14 protein-coding genes are annotated in these 15,468 nt (G+C 70.1%); 4 read left to right on the forward strand and 10 right to left on the reverse strand.

The window, feature by feature from the left end:
* Positions 1-86 precede the first annotated feature (86 nt).
* Entirely contained in the window at positions 87-1,622 is a 1,536-nt protein-coding gene (locus ACZ7OI_RS44940; protein WP_470270218.1) for a fibronectin type III domain-containing protein, read from the reverse strand.
* Positions 1,623-1,917: 295 nt separating this feature from the next.
* Between ACZ7OI_RS44940 and eno the strand changes: the two genes are divergently transcribed.
* Positions 1,918-3,192: a phosphopyruvate hydratase gene (gene eno / locus ACZ7OI_RS44945; RefSeq protein ID WP_470270219.1), complete on the forward strand. Its 1,275-nt coding sequence runs from the start codon at positions 1,918-1,920 to the stop codon at positions 3,190-3,192.
* 155 nt (positions 3,193-3,347) lie between these two features.
* Here eno and ACZ7OI_RS44950 read toward each other — a convergent pair whose 3' ends face one another.
* The 3 genes from ACZ7OI_RS44950 to ACZ7OI_RS44960 all read right to left on the reverse strand — a co-directional run bounded on the left by ACZ7OI_RS44950 (position 3,348) and on the right by ACZ7OI_RS44960 (position 8,714).
* Complete coding sequence (locus tag ACZ7OI_RS44950) at positions 3,348-4,445, reverse strand: MFS transporter (RefSeq protein ID WP_470270220.1); 1,098 nt, start codon at positions 4,443-4,445, stop codon at positions 3,348-3,350.
* Positions 4,446-6,136: 1,691 nt separating this feature from the next.
* The gene (locus tag ACZ7OI_RS44955; protein WP_470270221.1) at positions 6,137-6,892 is read right to left on the reverse strand and encodes a S1 family peptidase; all 756 of its coding nucleotides are present in this window, start codon (positions 6,890-6,892) and stop codon (positions 6,137-6,139) included.
* Between the two features lie 610 nt (positions 6,893-7,502).
* Positions 7,503-8,714, reverse strand: a complete 1,212-nt coding sequence (locus tag ACZ7OI_RS44960) for a hypothetical protein (RefSeq protein ID WP_470270222.1) — start codon at positions 8,712-8,714, stop codon at positions 7,503-7,505.
* 173 nt (positions 8,715-8,887) lie between these two features.
* Between ACZ7OI_RS44960 and ACZ7OI_RS44965 the strand changes: the two genes are divergently transcribed.
* On the forward strand, positions 8,888-9,721 hold the full coding sequence (locus ACZ7OI_RS44965; RefSeq protein ID WP_470270223.1) for an SDR family oxidoreductase: 834 nt from the start codon (positions 8,888-8,890) through the stop codon (positions 9,719-9,721).
* A gap of 20 nt (positions 9,722-9,741) precedes the next feature.
* Here ACZ7OI_RS44965 and ACZ7OI_RS44970 read toward each other — a convergent pair whose 3' ends face one another.
* From ACZ7OI_RS44970 to ACZ7OI_RS44980, 3 genes are read right to left on the reverse strand one after another with little or no spacing between them, the layout of a single operon-like run.
* Positions 9,742-10,134: an Imm1 family immunity protein gene (locus ACZ7OI_RS44970; RefSeq protein WP_470270224.1), complete on the reverse strand. Its 393-nt coding sequence runs from the start codon at positions 10,132-10,134 to the stop codon at positions 9,742-9,744.
* A 30-nt stretch (positions 10,135-10,164) separates the two neighbouring features.
* A complete protein-coding gene (locus tag ACZ7OI_RS44975) occupies positions 10,165-11,406 on the reverse strand; it encodes an RNA polymerase sigma factor (protein WP_470270225.1) in 1,242 nt (413 codons plus the stop codon).
* Positions 11,406-11,804 carry a YciI family protein gene (locus ACZ7OI_RS44980; RefSeq protein WP_470270226.1) on the reverse strand — a complete coding sequence of 133 codons (399 nt, stop codon included), beginning with the start codon at positions 11,802-11,804 and terminating at the stop codon, positions 11,406-11,408. Before ACZ7OI_RS44980 ends, ACZ7OI_RS44975 begins: the two co-directional genes overlap by 1 nt.
* 207 nt (positions 11,805-12,011) lie before the next feature.
* Here ACZ7OI_RS44980 and ACZ7OI_RS44985 point away from each other — a divergent pair, with 207 nt between their 5' ends.
* Positions 12,012-12,803, forward strand: coding sequence for a thioesterase family protein (locus ACZ7OI_RS44985; protein ID WP_470270227.1), 792 nt, complete (start codon positions 12,012-12,014; stop codon positions 12,801-12,803).
* 9 nt (positions 12,804-12,812) lie between these two features.
* Here ACZ7OI_RS44985 and ACZ7OI_RS44990 read toward each other — a convergent pair whose 3' ends face one another.
* Both ACZ7OI_RS44990 and ACZ7OI_RS44995 read right to left on the reverse strand, forming a co-directional pair.
* Positions 12,813-13,205, reverse strand: coding sequence for a hypothetical protein (locus ACZ7OI_RS44990; RefSeq protein WP_470270228.1), 393 nt, complete (start codon positions 13,203-13,205; stop codon positions 12,813-12,815).
* 32 nt (positions 13,206-13,237) lie between these two features.
* Positions 13,238-14,014, reverse strand: coding sequence for a GntR family transcriptional regulator (locus tag ACZ7OI_RS44995; protein ID WP_470270229.1), 777 nt, complete (start codon positions 14,012-14,014; stop codon positions 13,238-13,240).
* 96 nt (positions 14,015-14,110) lie between these two features.
* Between ACZ7OI_RS44995 and ACZ7OI_RS45000 the strand changes: the two genes are divergently transcribed.
* On the forward strand, positions 14,111-15,166 hold the full coding sequence (locus ACZ7OI_RS45000) for a YeiH family protein (RefSeq protein WP_470270230.1): 1,056 nt from the start codon (positions 14,111-14,113) through the stop codon (positions 15,164-15,166).
* A 4-nt stretch (positions 15,167-15,170) separates the two neighbouring features.
* Here ACZ7OI_RS45000 and ACZ7OI_RS45005 read toward each other — a convergent pair whose 3' ends face one another.
* Positions 15,171-15,443 carry a hypothetical protein gene (locus ACZ7OI_RS45005; protein ID WP_470270231.1) on the reverse strand — a complete coding sequence of 91 codons (273 nt, stop codon included), beginning with the start codon at positions 15,441-15,443 and terminating at the stop codon, positions 15,171-15,173.
* Positions 15,444-15,468 lie beyond the last annotated feature (25 nt).

A 15,468-nucleotide genomic window follows, 5' to 3' on the forward strand; every position in this document is an offset into this window, starting at 1 on the left:
CGGGTCCGCGGCAAGCGTAGCGCGGCTAAGGATCGCTCTGTCCCGCTTGAGGGGTGGTCCGGACCAGGCCGGGGAAGGGGTTGACGTCAGCCGTCGGCGCGCTTGCGGTGCAGCGAGAACCGTTCGAACACCGACAGCTCGCCAGTCGGCTTGTTCACGTTGTAATAGGTCACGTGCATGGTCGTCGTGCCGCCTGGACGGTGCCCTGGATCCACGGTGAACGCGGCGAATCCGTAGGGGTGGTCGAGGTCGCGCACCGCGCTCCACACCGCTTTTTCGCGCACGTAGGTCGGTTTCCGCTTGCCGGTGGCAGGATCGCGTTTGTCCGCGACGGCGGTCAGTACCTTTCCGGTGCCGTCCTTGAAGAAACTGCCGTTGGTAGTGCCGGAGACGCCGCCTCCGCCGAGAATCATGTGCACCGTGCCGTGCGTGGCGTCGATGTTGTCGGTCGCGTCGGACACTGGGTTCGGCGTGAGCGTCTCGCTTTCCGCGACGACGCCGTGCACGGCGAGGGAGCGTTCGTAGTCGTGCTCGTGCCCGCACAACACCAGGTCGACGCCGTAACGGTCGAACAGCGGGCCGTACTTCTCGCGAAGGCCCAGGTCGGCGCCGTTCGCGTCGGACGTGCTGATCATGACCTGGTGCATCGCGACGACGATCCAGTCGACCTCGCGCGACGCCCGGGCCGCGGCGAGTTCCTTCTCGAGCCAGGCCAGCTGTCGTCCGCCGGAGTAGCCGTTGACGTAGACGTCGCCGCCGTCCTGCAGGCAGTTGTCGTCGTTCTGCAGCACGATCACCCGCACCGAGCCGACGGTGAAGCCGTACCACAGGCCGGCGAGTTCCGGGTCGGTTTCGGTGGAGGGCAGCTGGAAGTACGCCTGGTAGGCGTCCATGCCGATCGCGCCGTTTTGCTTTTCGATCTCGTGGTTGCCCGCGGCGGGCATCCACGGCCGGTACCGCGCCGAGCGGGTGTTGTTGGTGAAGAAGTTGTTCCAGGTGCGCACGCGGTCGACGTCGAGGTTGGCGTAGCAGAGGTCGCCGTTGAGCAGGTGGAACAGCGGCGCGACGGTCTCGATGCCGGTGACGATGTCCTTCGTGGCCGGGGTCGAGAAGAAGTCGAGCGCGGGCGCGCCCTTGAGATCCCAGGTGACCTGCGGCGCGGACTGGTCGCCGAAGCTGGTGAAGGTGAACGCGGACCGGCCGCCGGGCGCGGTGCGGAAGGTGCCCGCGTCTGGCGTCGCGCCGTCGTGCTGGGCGATGTAGAGGTACTCGGTGTTCGGGCAGAGGCGGTTGATCTCGGCGTGGTGCACCCAGACCGTGCGATCGGAGGTGCCGTCGACGTAGGTGCGGGTGACCGCGGGCGCGTACGAGCCGAAGCCGTCGTCGAGCGTGCCGTAGAGGACGCGGGGACGGCGGACCGGGCCGTCGGTGAGCCACGAAACCACCATCTGCCGCGCGGGATCGCGGCCGAACGTGAGATGCAAACCCTGCACCGGTGTCGCGCCACCGCCCGGGGTTGGCGTAAGAGGAGCGGCAGTTGCCATACCAGTGCCGAGCAGTGGTACGGCAGCGCTCGCGCCCATGAGACCTAGCGCTCCTCGACGGCTGACGGTGTTGGACATGACGGCCTCCTCCGGCTCCCAGGCGGAAGCGAAGCTATGCTGGCCGCGCGGCCCGTCGATGAACGCGAGCTGTCCGGGGCGTGAAGTGTCCTTCCCACCGGATCCGGTTCGTTCCCTTTGCCGGGAAACGGTTTCCGGACTGTCCGAAGTGGATTCTCCCGGCTCAGCCTGATCGATTCAGAATTCTTCTGCTAGCCTCCGCTGTGACGTGCGGCTCGCCGTGGTGCCGCGTTGCTGCCGGAGCGCTTCACGGAGCGTGCGCTGAGTGCTTCGGCTCGAACCTCCGAGGAGCGTTATGACAGGCATCGTCCGGGTCCGGGGCCGTGAGGTGCTCGACAGCCGGGGCAACCCGACGGTCGAGGTCGACGTGGTGCTGGCGGACGGCTCGGCGGGCAGGGCGGCGGTGCCGTCCGGGGCCTCCACCGGCACGCGCGAGGCCGTTGAGCTGCGGGACGGCGACGCGAAGCGGTTCCACGGCAAGGGCGTGCGCAAGGCGGTCGACGCGGTGAACGGCGAGATCGCCGACGCCGTGACCGGCATGGAGGCCGAGGCGCAGGCCGACGTCGACCGCGCCCTGATCGCCCTCGACGGCACCGAGAACAAGGCCCGCCTCGGCGCGAACGCGACGCTCGGGGTGTCGCTGGCGGTGGCGAAGGCGGCCGCCGCGGCGAACACGCTGCCGCTGTACCGGTACGTCGGCGGGGTGTACGCGCACCTGCTGCCGATGCCGATGATGAACATCATCAACGGCGGTGCGCACGCGGACAACCCGATCGACTTCCAGGAGTTCATGATCGGCCCGGTCGGCGCGGAGACGTTCGCCGACGCCGTGCGGATGGGCTCGGAGGTGTTCCACACGCTGCGGAAATCGCTGCACGAGGCGGGACACAACACGAATGTCGGCGACGAGGGCGGGTTCGCTCCGCAGCTGGGGTCGGCCGACGAGGCACTCGAGTTCGTGGTCCGCGCGATCGAGAAGACCGGGTACGAGCCGGGCAAGGACATCGCGCTGCTGCTGGACCCGGCGGCGTCGGAGTTCTACCGCGACGGCGTCTACGACTACACCGGCGAGGGCCGCAAGCGCAGCATCGAGGAACACGTCGCGTACCTGACCGAGCTGACCGAGCGCTTCCCGATCGTCTCGATCGAGGACGGCCTGGCCCAGGACGACTACACCGGCTGGAAGCAGCTGACCGACGGTATCGGCGACCGCGTCCAGCTCGTCGGCGACGACCTGTTCTGCACGAACGTCGAAATCCTGCGAGACGGCATCAAGCGCGGCATCGCCAACTCGATCCTCATCAAGGTCAACCAGATCGGCACCCTGACCGAGACGCTGTCCGCGGTCGACACCGCGCACAAGGCGGGCTACTCGGCGGTGATGTCGCACCGTTCGGGCGAGACCGAGGACACCACCATCGCCGACCTCGCGGTGGCCACCGGATGCGGCCAGATCAAGACGGGCTCGCTGTCGCGGTCCGACCGCACGGCCAAGTACAACCAGCTGATCCGCATCGAGGAGGAGCTGGGCACCGAGGCTCGCTACGCGGGCTGGGACACCCTGCGCTGAGCTGGGCGGCGGGGACCCGCTCCGTTGAGGTAGGCGGGCTGGGGCAGGCTCCGCTGAGCTAGGCGGCGGGGACACGCTCCGTTGAGGTAGGCAGGCGGGGACACGCTCCGCTGAGCCAGGCGGCCCGGGCTTTTCCTTGCCCGGGCCGCCTTTCTTTACTTCTTCGCCCTGAAGACCATTGCCGCCGTCGTGAAGGCCGCACTCACCCAGAACGCCGCACGCGCATGCGCCGCGTCCACGACGAAAGCTCCCGCCACCGCGGGCCCGACCACCGCGCCAAGATTGAACGCCGTGGTCGCGATCGCCCCCGCCACCCGGGGCGCTTCCTTGCCGGCAGTGGTGACAATTTCGGCGATCAGGCCGGACCCGACGCCGAACGCCGTCGCCCCGGTAAGCAATGCGGCGGTCAGGAGCCCCGGAAGACTCTGCGCCGCGAAGAACGCCGCCACCCACACGGCGGTCAGCACTGCTGTACCCGCTTTGAGGATCTTCGGCCCCGCTTTGCCAGCGACCGTGACGCCGACGAACGACCCCACCCCGAATACCGCCAGCACGACCGGAACCCACGCCGCCGACGGGGTCATCGTGCCGAGGTAGGTGAAGGCGGCGAACGTCCCGCCGTTGACGAGAATCCCCTTGACCACGGTTGTTGCGACGCGAGACTGGGCGAGGACCCGCCACTCGCGATACACCGGACTCGCCGCCGGCGGGTCGTCGAACGAGGTCGTCGCCAGCGCTGCGGCAGCCACCGCGGTGATCGCAGCGATGGCCCAGAACGCAGCCTGCCACCCGGCGTACTGCCCGAGCACCGTCCCGGCCGGAACGCCGACGATGCACGCGAGCGTGACGCCGGACAGCAGCACGGAAGTAGCCCGCCCGACAGCGTCCGGCGGGACGAGCGAGGGCAAGGACGCGAGCGCTACCGCGAGGAACCCGGCGTTGGCGAACGCCGCGAGGGCGCGGGTGACGAGGAGAAGCGGGAAATCGGTGGTGAGGGCGGCTGTGACGTGTGCTGCGCTGAAGAGCCCGAGGAAGGCGAGAAGGGCTGACCGGCGCGGCAATGTGCTGCCGAGCATCGCGAGCAACGGTGCGCCGAGAACCATTCCGGCGGCGAAGAGGGACGTCAGCAGCCCGGCGGTGCCAAGGGAAACGCCGGTGTCGGCGGCGATCTGGGGGAGGAGGCCGGAGAGGACGAACTCGGATGTGCCTTGCGCGAAGACCGCGCTGGCGAGGAGGAAGAGGATGGGAGGCAAGACTCGGCTCCGGGTTTCTGGTTGCGTTGGTGGATAAGGGGGATGGGACGGTTTTGGGGCGGGACGGGGCGGGGTGGGGTGCCTTGGGCGTGCGGTAGCCGCGCGTTGCTACGTGCCTGCGGCAGTTGCGCGTTGGCTTGCGCTCGCGTGCGTGCGGCAGCTGCGCGTCGGCTTGCGCCTGCGTGCCTTGGCGGTGGGGTGCGTTGGCGTGCGTGCGGAGGCCGTGCGTTGCTTTTGCCGCGTGCGTGCGAGGGCCGCGCGTTGCTTCTGCCGCCTGCGTGCGCGCGTGCGGCAGTTGCGCGTTGCTTTACGCCCGCATGCGTGCGGCCGCTATGCGTTGGCTTGCGCCTGCGTGCCTTGGCGGTGCGGTGCCTGGGCGCGCGTGCGGGAGCCGCGCCTTGCCTCGTGCCTGCGTGCGTCGGCCGTGGGTTGGCTTGCCGTGCTTGCGCGAACAGGCTTGTCCACCGCGTGGCCGCAGTGGACGGGCGTCGTCCGAACACGGTGGTGCCGAGCATCCTTTGCCAGCGGCGCCGCGGCGGCGACCAGGGTTCACCCTCGACGCTGCCGCGCCGAAAAGCCTTGGTGCTGACTCCGGTGCGGTGAGTACGCCCGATCGCTGCATGCAGGCTTTGTCGTGACGCGGCCGGTCAGCTTTAGTCCAGCGCACCACTGTCGCGAGCATGCTTTGCCCGTGACGCTGCAGGCTTAGCCCGGCGGGTCCGCTAACGGCAGGCTTTGCCTGGCGCGTCAGACTTCCCCATGACGTGGCCTTGCGCAGGCCTCGCGTTGTCTGGCCAAACCTTGCCGTCGGCGCGGTCGCCTGTGCACAGTGGACTGATTAGCTGAGCGCGACTGTGTCGGTGACTGTCGCGCGCGCAGACGCCAGTCAGAACCGGCGTAGTCACGCACGAGAACCTGCTCGCGGCACAGTTCACGGCTCAACCGCGAGGTTTCTGCAGTGAGGCATCCGCCGGTCAGCCCGGCCCGGGAGCAACCCCCGGCACCCGTCACTCCGCCGCCCAGCTTGCGGCTGGGCGGCTACCGTCTGTTGGCCTCCGGCGACGTCATATCCCGGACTTTACCTTGCCGCGCTCAGAGAGTCGCGCGCGATACGTCCGGCTGGTCGTTCCGCGCGAGTGCGGGAACCCGGATCGACTGAGGTCGCTGTGCGGTAGGGCGATGCGGTCTTCAGCGGACGATGGAGGGCCCGCTCGGTCGGCCGCCAGAGCACACGTTCGGCACAGGGCCAGGACCAGTTGAGTCGGGCGTGGCAGCGATCTGCTCGGCGAAGGACGCCGTCCTGCGGGCACCGGACCGCATGTTCGGCTCCGTGCCGGGATCAGGTGAGTCCGGCGCCGAGCTGCGATCTCGGCGGCGAAGGGCGTCCTCCTGCGGGCACCGGAGCGCAGGTTCGGCACAGTGCTGGGATCAGGTGAGTCCGGTGCCGGGCTGCGAGCTCGTTGGCGAAGGGCGTCCTCCTGCGGGTGCCGGAGTGCAGGTCTGGTCCGGTGCTGGGATCAGGTGAGTCCGGTGTGTGGTGATCTCGTCGGCGAAGGGTGTCGTCCTGCGGCCGTCGGAGTGCAGGTTCGGCCCAGCGTCGGGAGCAACTGAGTCCCGCGTGTGAGGTGATCTCGTCGGCGAAGGGCGTCGTCCCGCGGCGCCGGAGCGCGACGTTCGACGCGGGACAGGAGTCAGCTGAGTCCGGCGTGTGCGGCGATTTCGTCGGCGAAGGACGTCACCCTCGTGTACATCCCGGGTTTGCCTGGCTTTCCGCAGCCGTCGCCGTAGGAGACGATGCCGACCACTGTGTCGCCGACCAGCAGCGGGCCGCCGGAGTCTCCTTTGCAGGCGTCGGTGCCGCCGTTGGGGTAGCCGGCGCAGAGCATGCTTGTTGCGGAGTATTCCGGGTAGGCGGTGTGGCAGGTGTCGTCGTCGGCTAGGGGGACGGTGGCTTGGCGCAGGTAGTCCGAACGGTCGCCGCCGTCGGCGAGGCGGCCCCAGCCCAGGACGGTGGCGTTAGTGCCGGCGGGGTAGTGGCTTGGGTCGCGGGCGAGGTCGGCGGGGTGGTAGGGGAGCGAGCCGCGGACGGTCAGGACGGCGACGTCCGAACCTTGTTGCGGCGTGTGGAAATCGGCGTGTTGCCAGGCGGCGGACACTGCGCGGACGACGCCGTCTCGGCTGCGCTTGTCTTCCCGGCCGGCTACGACGCTGAGTTCGTCGGTCGGGACGGTGGCGGCGCAGTGCGCGGCGGTCGCGACCGCGGTGCGGCTGACGATGACGCCGCCGCAGAACTGGGTTCCGTGACTGTCCACTAAGTACACTGCGTACAGATGTTGTTGCAGGGACGCCTTTTCTCCGCCGATGATGGCTGGAGCGGCATGGGCGGATGTGCTCAGGGTGAAGGCGAGCAGGATGACAGTGGCGATGAGTGCGAATCGGCGTGGCATTGCGGACCCCCTCGGCTGCGGCAGCGCACGTTAGCCACTTTAACGGGCGGTTGAGGGGAAAACCGTCGCTGAACCGGGTGGAAACCGCGGGGGCCCGGATACGGACCCCCGCGGCGGCTGAGGGGGGAGGCTTCGGAAACACGGCTCAGGAAAAGGGAATCCGGGTGGAGACGCTCACCCTGATGGAGCAATGGAACGTGTACCTGTGCGGAATCCGGAAGCGAGACTCGCTGGCGACGGATTCAGCGGGGAGGAATCGATTCGAGGCCGGGATTCCCAGCGAAACCAGGAGTAAGGGAATCAGAAGCGGCTAGCGAAGGAGGGGTTTCCGACGGGCCTCTGGGCAAACCTCCGAGGCTACGCGGTGCGCCAGAAACCCCGAGCCGAACCCGGATGGCGAAGCCGAACGAAGGGACGTCGGCGGCGAGGAGCCAGCCTGAGGCACCGCATTGGCGACTCCAGCTTAAGCAAAGCCCGGAACGAAGGGCGGTCACAAGGGTAGTACCGGCGAAGCCCTCGCAACCCCAGCTTGCCGAAGCGGAGTGGCCGACTGAACGAGGGGCACCGGTGAGAACCCCCAGGCCTCACCGGCAACCCTCCCGAAACGGCCTCAGCAGAGCGGCGCGACGGGACCGTCCGAACCGGTCTTCACATACGTGTCCGAGATGTAATGCCCAGGCCCGATCCGGTCCCAGATCTTGCTCGTCCCGAACTTCCCGGTCACGCTGTCCCCGTTGACATAGCACTCGATGTTCACCTTGGCGTAGTTCGCCGCCAGGCCCTTCACCGACGAGGACGTGTGCGCGCCCGACCGCACGTTCACCGGGTCGCCCGCCGTCTGCACCAGACCGCTCGCGGCGGCGGAACCCGTCCACAGGTAGGTGACCTTCACGTTCCCGTTGTCGCCGAGGCCGACGCCCGAGCTGAACGTGCCGTCGGCGAGGTCGATGCCCGCGGGGTTGCCGACCTTGTACCCGAGATCGTCCCGGCCGCCGTTGTAGCCGTTGTGGTAGGCGGCGTAGGCCTCGGGCTGGCCCTGCGGCAGGTCCTTGTACTCGGCGCGCACCGAGGACGGGTTCCAGTAGTCGTCCTTGGTGTTCCACGGTCCGACATCCCAGACCGGCGCGTATTCGCAGCGGCTGTTGTCCGTCTTGCACACTCGCACGCTGTAGTTGCCGGTTCCCTTGGGCGACAAGGCTTTTCCGGACGGAAGCGCGACGAAGTGGTCGTTGCTGGCAATAACGTGGCCGTTCGCGGTGGTGTGGCCGGCGAGGCCTTCGCGGGTGGCGTAGACGGTGTAGGTGAGCGGAGTGGCGGCGGCGATGGCTTGCGCCTGCGGGGTCAGGGATCCGGTCAGTTCGACGTCGCGCACGGCGGGGCGGGCGGTAGTGGTGCTGGACAGCGTGATCCTGGTCTGCACGACGCTCACTGCGCGGGGGAGTGCGGTGCCGGCGGGGGTCCATTCCGTCCAGTCGTCGGCGCCGGAGCGGCCGCGGACGTCGACTTCCACCGAGGTGCCCTGCGGTGCGTCGGCGGAGATTTCGGCGGCTACCCGGTTCACCGGCGCGGGCAGGCGGCGTTCGGCGGAGAGCAGGTAGCCCTCGCTTCCCGCGGCCTGGTCGGCGGGTCTCCACGAGGAGTCCCGCAGCGTGAGCGTGCCGCTGGACGCCGCGACGTTGACGTCGTCACTGTCCACCGAGGACAGATCGGCGCGCCAGGCGCCGGACGTCTCGGCGGCGCTCACGGGCGTCGCGACTGCGGTGACCGCCCCCGCGGCGAGCAGCGCGGCGACCGTGCGCCGGACCATCACATTCCCGACCACGACGGATCTCCCTTCACTCGTCCGAATCGAACTGCCGGAGTGTCGGAGGGATCCGTACACGATCCATACAACGATCTCGCTCGGTCGTGTACCGAAAGCGGAAGGTTGACAGCGGCGAGTTACCGTAGTTAGCTTTGAAGACAAAGTTAATTTAAGGGCAAAGGGAGTGCGGGATGACCATCCTGGTGACGGGGGCGCGCGGGAATGTCGGGAGCGAGGTCGTCCGGGTGCTCGGCGAGGGCGGGCACCAGGTGCGCGGGTCGGCGCGCGACGCGGGTGTGCTCGATCTGCCGGACGCGGTGTCGCTGGACCTCACGGCTGAGGGCGGGTTCGAGGACGCGTTGAGCGGTGTCGAGGCGATTTTCCTGTATCCGACCCGGGCAAAGGGCGCGGTGGATTTCCTTGCGGCGGCGAAGAAAGCAGGCGTGTCTTACGTTGTGCTGCTGTCGTCGCCGGACGTCTACGAGGGCGCTGCGGACAACCCGATCCGGCGGGCACATCTGCCCGCGGAGGCGGCTGTGGCGGAGTCCGGGTTGCCGTTCACGGTGCTGTATCCGGGCTGGCTGGCGGGCAACACTCGGCGCGATTGGGGCGCGGCGATCCGGGCCGGGGAACCGGTGCGGCTCTTCTCGCCGGAGTCGGAGTTCACGCCGACGGCTGAGGGGGACGTGGCGGCGGTTGCGGCCAAACTGCTCACGGAGCGTAGTTATCCGGGGCAGGGGCTGGCGCTGACTGGGCCGGAGTCGATGACGCAGCGTGCGGTGGTGGAGACCCTGGCGGAGGAATTGGGTCGCTCGATCGAAGTGGTGACCGAAACGCGGAGCGAGGCGCTGGCGCGGCGTCCGGAGTGGATGCCGGAGGCCGTGCTGGAGCATCTGATGGACGTGGAGGAGGCGGCGGTGGGCCGGGCCGCGCCAGTGAACAACACGGTGGAACGGTTCGCGGGGCGGCCGACGTCATTCCGTGAGTGGGCGCGGGCGCACAAGGACGACTTCGCCCCGCAGTAATAGTCCTATGTGGACAGAAGCTACGCGGGCTTCCAGGAAACGCCTGCGGGTCGCGTCCGGGATTCGCACAGTTCCCGCACCGCGCGCAGTACTTCCTCGGCGGAAACCTCGCTCCCGGACGGCTGCGGGAAGTGTGCGCCCTGAAGGCTGAAGTAGTCGACGGGATCCTCGCCGGAGCCGTCCGCGGGCAGGTAAGTCTCGCCGTTTTCGTGCCACGCCAGGCTTCCCCGCGTACCGCGCAGGCCGACGACCAGGTACGGAGTCCGTGGCTTCCGGCCCGCGTACAGCCACCAGACGACCCCGGCGTCCGGCGCGGGCGGTTCGGCGGCGCGCAGGGCCGAGAGCACGTCGTCGGCAGCCGTCTCGCTGACGTCGTACCCGGTCCGGCGACGGGCGTCTTCGATGCTCGCCATGGTGCGCTCCGCTCGTGAAGTGTCCTGATACTACTCGGGGCCGATCGGCGAGCGACTTGTGGAATAGCGGGCGCGGAGCCGCGCCGCGCGCAGCGTCAGATAGCGCTGCTCGGCGGTGTTTCCGGTGCGGGCGGCGGCCGCGGTGTAGTGGCGGATCGCTTCCTCCCGTTCGCCGGCCATCTCCAGCAGGTGCGCGCGGGCGGCGGCGAGGCGGTGGTGGCCGGGGAGCCGGTCGTCGAGCCCGGCCAGCATCGCGAGCCCGGCGTCCGGCCCGTGCACCATCGCAGTCGCGATCGCGCGGTTGAGCGTTACGACGGGGTTGCCGGCCAGCGCCTCGAGCCGCGTGTACAGCGTGAGCACGCGCGGCCAATCGGTGTCTTCGGCCCGCAACGCGATGTCGTGCGTCGCGGCGATCGCGGCCTGCAGGCGGTACTCGCCGATGCCTTCGCGGGTCAAAGCGGCGGTGATCAGGGCGACGCCTTCCCGGATCAGCGAACGGTCCCACCGAGCCCGGTCCTGGTCGGCGAGCGGGACGAGGTCGCCGTCCGGTCCGGTGCGAGCCGGACGGCGGGCGTCGGTGAGGAGCATCAGCGCGAGCAATCCGGCCGCTTCGCCGTCGTCCGGCAGCGCGGCGCGCAGCAGCCGCGCCAGCCGGATCGCCTCGGCGGACAGTTCGGTGCGGTGCAGGCGATGGCCCCCGCTGCTCGTGTATCCCTCGTTGAACACCAGGTACAGCACGTGCAGCACGGACCGCAGTCGCGCCTGCCGCTCGTCCGCTGCGGGCATCCGGAACGCCAGGCCGGACTTCGCGATCTTCGCCTTCGCCCGGCTGATCCGTTGCGCCATCGTGGTTTCCGGCACGAGGAACGCGCTGGCGATCTCCGCGGTCGTCAGCCCGCCGACGGCCCGCAAGGTCAGCGCGATCGCCGACGCCGACGTCAGCGACGGGTGCGCGCACAGGAACAGCAGCGTCAGCGTGTCGTCCCGATCCGGCACGTCGGCGGCCCGCGGCTCGGCGGCGACGGTGTCCTCGCGCCGCCGCCGGGCCTGGTCGCTGCGGAAGCTGTCGATGATCCGGCGGCTGGCGGTCTGCAGCAGCCAGCCGCGCGGATTCTCCGGGATCCCCTCCGCGGGCCAGTGCTGCACCGCGGCGAGGAGAGCTTCCTGCGTCGCGTCCTCGGCCGCGCCGAAATCGCCGGACCGGCGCACGAGGACGGCGAGGACCTGGGGCGCGAGCGTGCGCACCAGGTCCTCGACCTCGGTCTCCGGCATCAGACGACCGGCGCGCTCATCACCTGGCGCACCTCGATCGGCACCCGCAGCGGCGCGCCTTCCGGACCGGGCGCGGCCGAAACCCGGGTCGCGATCTCCAGCGCCCGCGCCTCCGATTCGACGTCCACCACCCGATATCCGGCCAGCAGCTCCTTGCCTTCCGGGAACGGGCCGTCGGTGACGACCGCCCCGCCCTTGCCGTCCGCGACCACGGTCTTCGCCGCCTCCGGACCGGCCAGGCCCTCCGCCTCGACGAGTTCCCCGGCTTCGGTCAGCTCGGCGTTGAGCACGCGCTGGAACTGGATGTGCGCGCGGATGTCCTCCGGGGCCCACTCCGGCAGCGGAACCTCGCAGTTTTCGCCCTGGGCGTAGGTCTGCAGGAGCATGTACTTCGGCATAGCGTTTCCTCCAGTGTCCGGCTCGCCGCTTCCGGGCGGGCTCACCAAGGGAACGGAACCCGCGCGCGGTCCTCGACACGCATCGCGGACATCTTGCCGGGGAAATTCGCCGAGCGGGGGCGGAACGGGTGGCGTGAGTCTCAGTGCCCGGGACGCCCGGACGGCCTAGCAGGTAGGTTGCGGGAAGCAACTCACCTGGAGGGACCCGTGAGCACGACGACCTTCGCCGCGGTGTCGGCGGTCAAGCAGCGTTCGGACACCGAGTTCAGCGTCGACCTGAGCCCGGCGTGGACCATCGGCGGCCGCCCGAACGGCGGCTATCTGCTGGCCGCGATCGCCCGCGCGGCGACCGTCGTTTCCGGGCACCCGGACGTTCTCGCCGCCAGCGCGCACTACCTGCGCTCGCCCGAACCGGGCCCGGCGGAGATCGAGGTCGAGGTGCTGCGCACCGGCCGGACCGCGACCCAGCTGCGCGGACGGCTGCTCAAGGACGGCGTGCCGCAGGTCGAGGCCCTCCTGACGCTGGGCGTCCTCGGCGAGGCCGAGCCGTTCTGGCAGGACGGCGTTCCGCGGCCGGAGTTCGGGCCGTTCCCGGACGAGCCGTGGGGCCCGGCCGTGCTGACGGCCGACATCCCGATCGCGATCCGCGACGAGATCGACGTCTACTTCGACCGCCCGCTGACCGACGGGCCCAGCGGCCGCGGCGAACTGCGCGCCCTGCTCGCGCTGCCCGGCGACGAGCCGTTCGACCCGGTCAGCCTGCTGTTCGCGGTCGACGCCCTGCCTCCGGCGACCCTCGACGTCGCGCCGTCCGGCTGGGTGCCGACGCTGGAACTGACCGCGTATGTGCGGGCGCGTCCGGCTCCCGGCCCGGTGCGGGTGCTGCACCGGGCGCACCTGATCGGCGACGGGCGGGTCGACGAGTCGTGCCACGTGTGGGACAGCGCCGGGACTCTGGTCGCGCAGGGCACGCAGCTGGCCGGGATCCGGATCGGCTGAGCTGCTGAGCTACTGCCCCGGGTACGGCTGCTGCGGCGGGTAGCCGGGGTACGGGCCGGGCGGCAGCGAACTGGGGGCGGACGGCGGCGGGCTGGAGAACGTCGGCGAGGCCGCCGGTGCGTTCATCGACATCAGCAGGTTTTCGACGGTCCTGCGGCGCGCGCCCGCGACGACCGCGACGGCCATGATCTCGAGCGCGAGGCCGAGCACGAACCAGAACAGGTGGTAGCTCGTGAACGATTCGAGGTCGGTCGAGCGGCACGACGTGTAATTCGGCTCGTTGCGGGACACCTCGCACGTCCAAGAGGGCCTGGCGATCAGCACCATGATCAGCCCGACCCCGATGCTGGCCAGCCCGAGCACCATGAAGAAGACCTGCAGAATCCGCGCGAAGATCGACATGCGCGGAGCGTAGCGACCCGGCGCCCGCCGGGTCAGCGGGTTCCGGCAAGAGCCCCCGTCGTGACCAACCGGTACCCGGTGCGCCCGGAGAACTCCGCCGTCAGCGCGAACCGGTCGCCGCGCACCAGCGTGTGCCGCCATTCGATCCGTTTGCCCGCGCTGGTGCCCAGGCGTCCGATGGAGAACGCGCCGACGGTTTCGCCGCAGCCCAGCAGGGTGCGTTCGGCCCGCGTCGGCACGACCGCGCGGATCTGCTCCTCGCCGTGGTCGAGCCGGACGCCGGTGCGGCGGTGGAGTTCGCCGTACAGGCTGGTGTGCTGGAAATCCGCGTCCAGCAGCGGACGGGCGAGGTCGGCGGGCAGCCACACCCGGTCGACGGCCAGCGGGTCGTTTCCGGCCAGCCGCACGCGTTCCAGGTACAGCAGGGGAGTGGAGCCCTCCAGCGACAGGCGTTCGGCGACCACCGCGTCGGCGCGGACGTCGAGCCGGCGCACGACGCTGTGCTGGTCGAGCCCGGCCTCCTCGACCGCGGCGAACAGGCTGTAAAGCGCGCCGAGGGGCTGCTGGATCTCGGCGGCCGCGGCGACGCGGGGCTGGCGTCCGCGTTCGGCGATGAGCGTGCCGTCCGCGCGCAGTTCCCGCAGCGCCTGCCGGACCGTCTGCCTGCTGACGCTGTATTCGTCGGCGAGCGCCAGTTCCCCGGGGAACGCGCCGTCGAACTCCCCGGCGCGGATGCGCACCAGCAGCCGCTGCTGCAACTGCCGCCACAGGGGCTGTCCGCCGGTGCGCACCAGCTCTGCCTCGCCCATGCCGGGAACAGTACCGCTTGCCAAATGTACGGACAGCTCTTAGATTAAATGTACGTACATTACCGAGGAGGCCAGAGTGCGCACAGGAGTGAACCGGTGACCGGCGCGGCGCTGGGAGCGACGCGCGCGACGGTGGAATGGCGGGCCAAGCTCGCCCGTCCGGTGCCGGGGCTCGCGGTCGCGCTGCTGGTCGCGGCGGTGGCGACGGCGGGCGGGAAGCTCGTTCCGGTGGTCGGCGGGCCGGTGCTCGCGATCCTGCTCGGCGCGGTCGCCGGCGCGGTCGTGCCGGGGCTGCGCGGCTGGCGGTTCAGCCCGGGGTACGCCATCGCGTCGCGGCCGGTGCTGCAGCTGTCGATCGTCGTGCTGGGCACGGGGTTGTCGATCCAGCAGGTGGTGCACGTCGGCGGGCAGTCGCTGCCGGTGATGCTCGGCACGCTCGCGGTCGCGCTCGGCGGCGCGTGGGTGCTCGGCAGGCTGCTCGGCGTCCGCGGGGACACCCAGACGCTGATCGGCGTCGGCACCGGCATCTGCGGTGCGTCCGCGATCGCGGCGACCAGCGCGGTGCTGAAGCCGAAGGAAGCCAATATCGCTTACGCGCTCGGCACGATCTTCACCTTCAACGTCGCCGCGGTCCTGCTCTTCCCGCCGCTCGGGCACGCGCTCGGGATGTCGCCGCACGCCTTTGGCCTGTGGGCCGGAACCGCGGTGAACGACACCTCTTCCGTCGTTGCGGCTTCCTACGCTTATGGCGGCGACGCCGGTGCGTACGGCCTCGTCGTGAAGCTGACCCGCACGCTCACGCTGATTCCGATCGTGCTGTTCCTCGCTGTGCTCGTCGCGCGCAAGCAGGCGGGCGGCGGCCGGGTTTCCTTGCGCGCCATGCCTTGGCACCGGCTGGTGCCGCCGTTCCTGATCGGCTTCCTCGCCGCCGCCACCGTGGAGAGCGCGGGCTGGATCCCGGAATCGTGGCACGCGCCGCTGTCGACGCTCGGCACCTTCCTGATCACCATGGCGCTCGCCGGGATCGGCCTGGCGCTCAAGCCGTCCGACCTCCGCAAAGCGGGGCACAAGCCGCTGCTGATGGGGGCCATCCTGTGGATCGCGGTCGCCGCGTCCAGCCTCGGGTTGCAGGCTCTGACCGGCGGGATGTGACGCGCTAGCGCACGCGCGGATTCCGCTTCCGCCGCCTTCGCGCGGCAAGCACCGCGAAGAGCCGGGAGACCCCTCGGCTCCGGCGCACGAACACCAAGGGGTCGCCGTGCGGGGCCGATTCGGCCCCCGCGGCGATTTCCGTTCGCTGGCCGCGCCGGAACTCGGCGAGCCGGGCGGCGAACTCGTCCGGGTCGCCGCCGACGTCCGGGTGGTGGGTGCGCACGAACCGGCGGTAGGCCGCCTTGTCGGCTTCGGACCACGCCCTCCGCTCGTCCACCGCCGTCCTTCCCGGTTGAGGGTTT

The organism is Amycolatopsis sp. NPDC114503, assembly GCF_055633655.1.

Excerpts from the sequence above, each read along its gene's own strand:
- ACZ7OI_RS44980 (WP_470270226.1), bottom strand. The coding sequence starts at position 11,804 with ATGCCGAAGTACATGCTCCTGCAGACCTACGCCCAGGGCGAAAACTGC.
- ACZ7OI_RS44955 (WP_470270221.1), bottom strand. The coding sequence starts at position 6,892 with ATGCCACGCCGATTCGCACTCATCGCCACTGTCATCCTGCTCGCCTTC.
- ACZ7OI_RS44965 (WP_470270223.1), top strand. The coding sequence starts at position 8,888 with ATGACCATCCTGGTGACGGGGGCGCGCGGGAATGTCGGGAGCGAGGTC.
- ACZ7OI_RS44995 (WP_470270229.1), bottom strand. The coding sequence starts at position 14,014 with ATGGGCGAGGCAGAGCTGGTGCGCACCGGCGGACAGCCCCTGTGGCGG.
- ACZ7OI_RS44990 (WP_470270228.1), bottom strand. The coding sequence starts at position 13,205 with ATGTCGATCTTCGCGCGGATTCTGCAGGTCTTCTTCATGGTGCTCGGG.
- ACZ7OI_RS44975 (WP_470270225.1), bottom strand. The coding sequence starts at position 11,406 with ATGCCGGAGACCGAGGTCGAGGACCTGGTGCGCACGCTCGCGCCCCAG.
- ACZ7OI_RS44940 (WP_470270218.1), bottom strand. The coding sequence starts at position 1,622 with ATGTCCAACACCGTCAGCCGTCGAGGAGCGCTAGGTCTCATGGGCGCG.
- eno (WP_470270219.1), top strand. The coding sequence starts at position 1,918 with ATGACAGGCATCGTCCGGGTCCGGGGCCGTGAGGTGCTCGACAGCCGG.
- ACZ7OI_RS44970 (WP_470270224.1), bottom strand. The coding sequence starts at position 10,134 with ATGGCGAGCATCGAAGACGCCCGTCGCCGGACCGGGTACGACGTCAGC.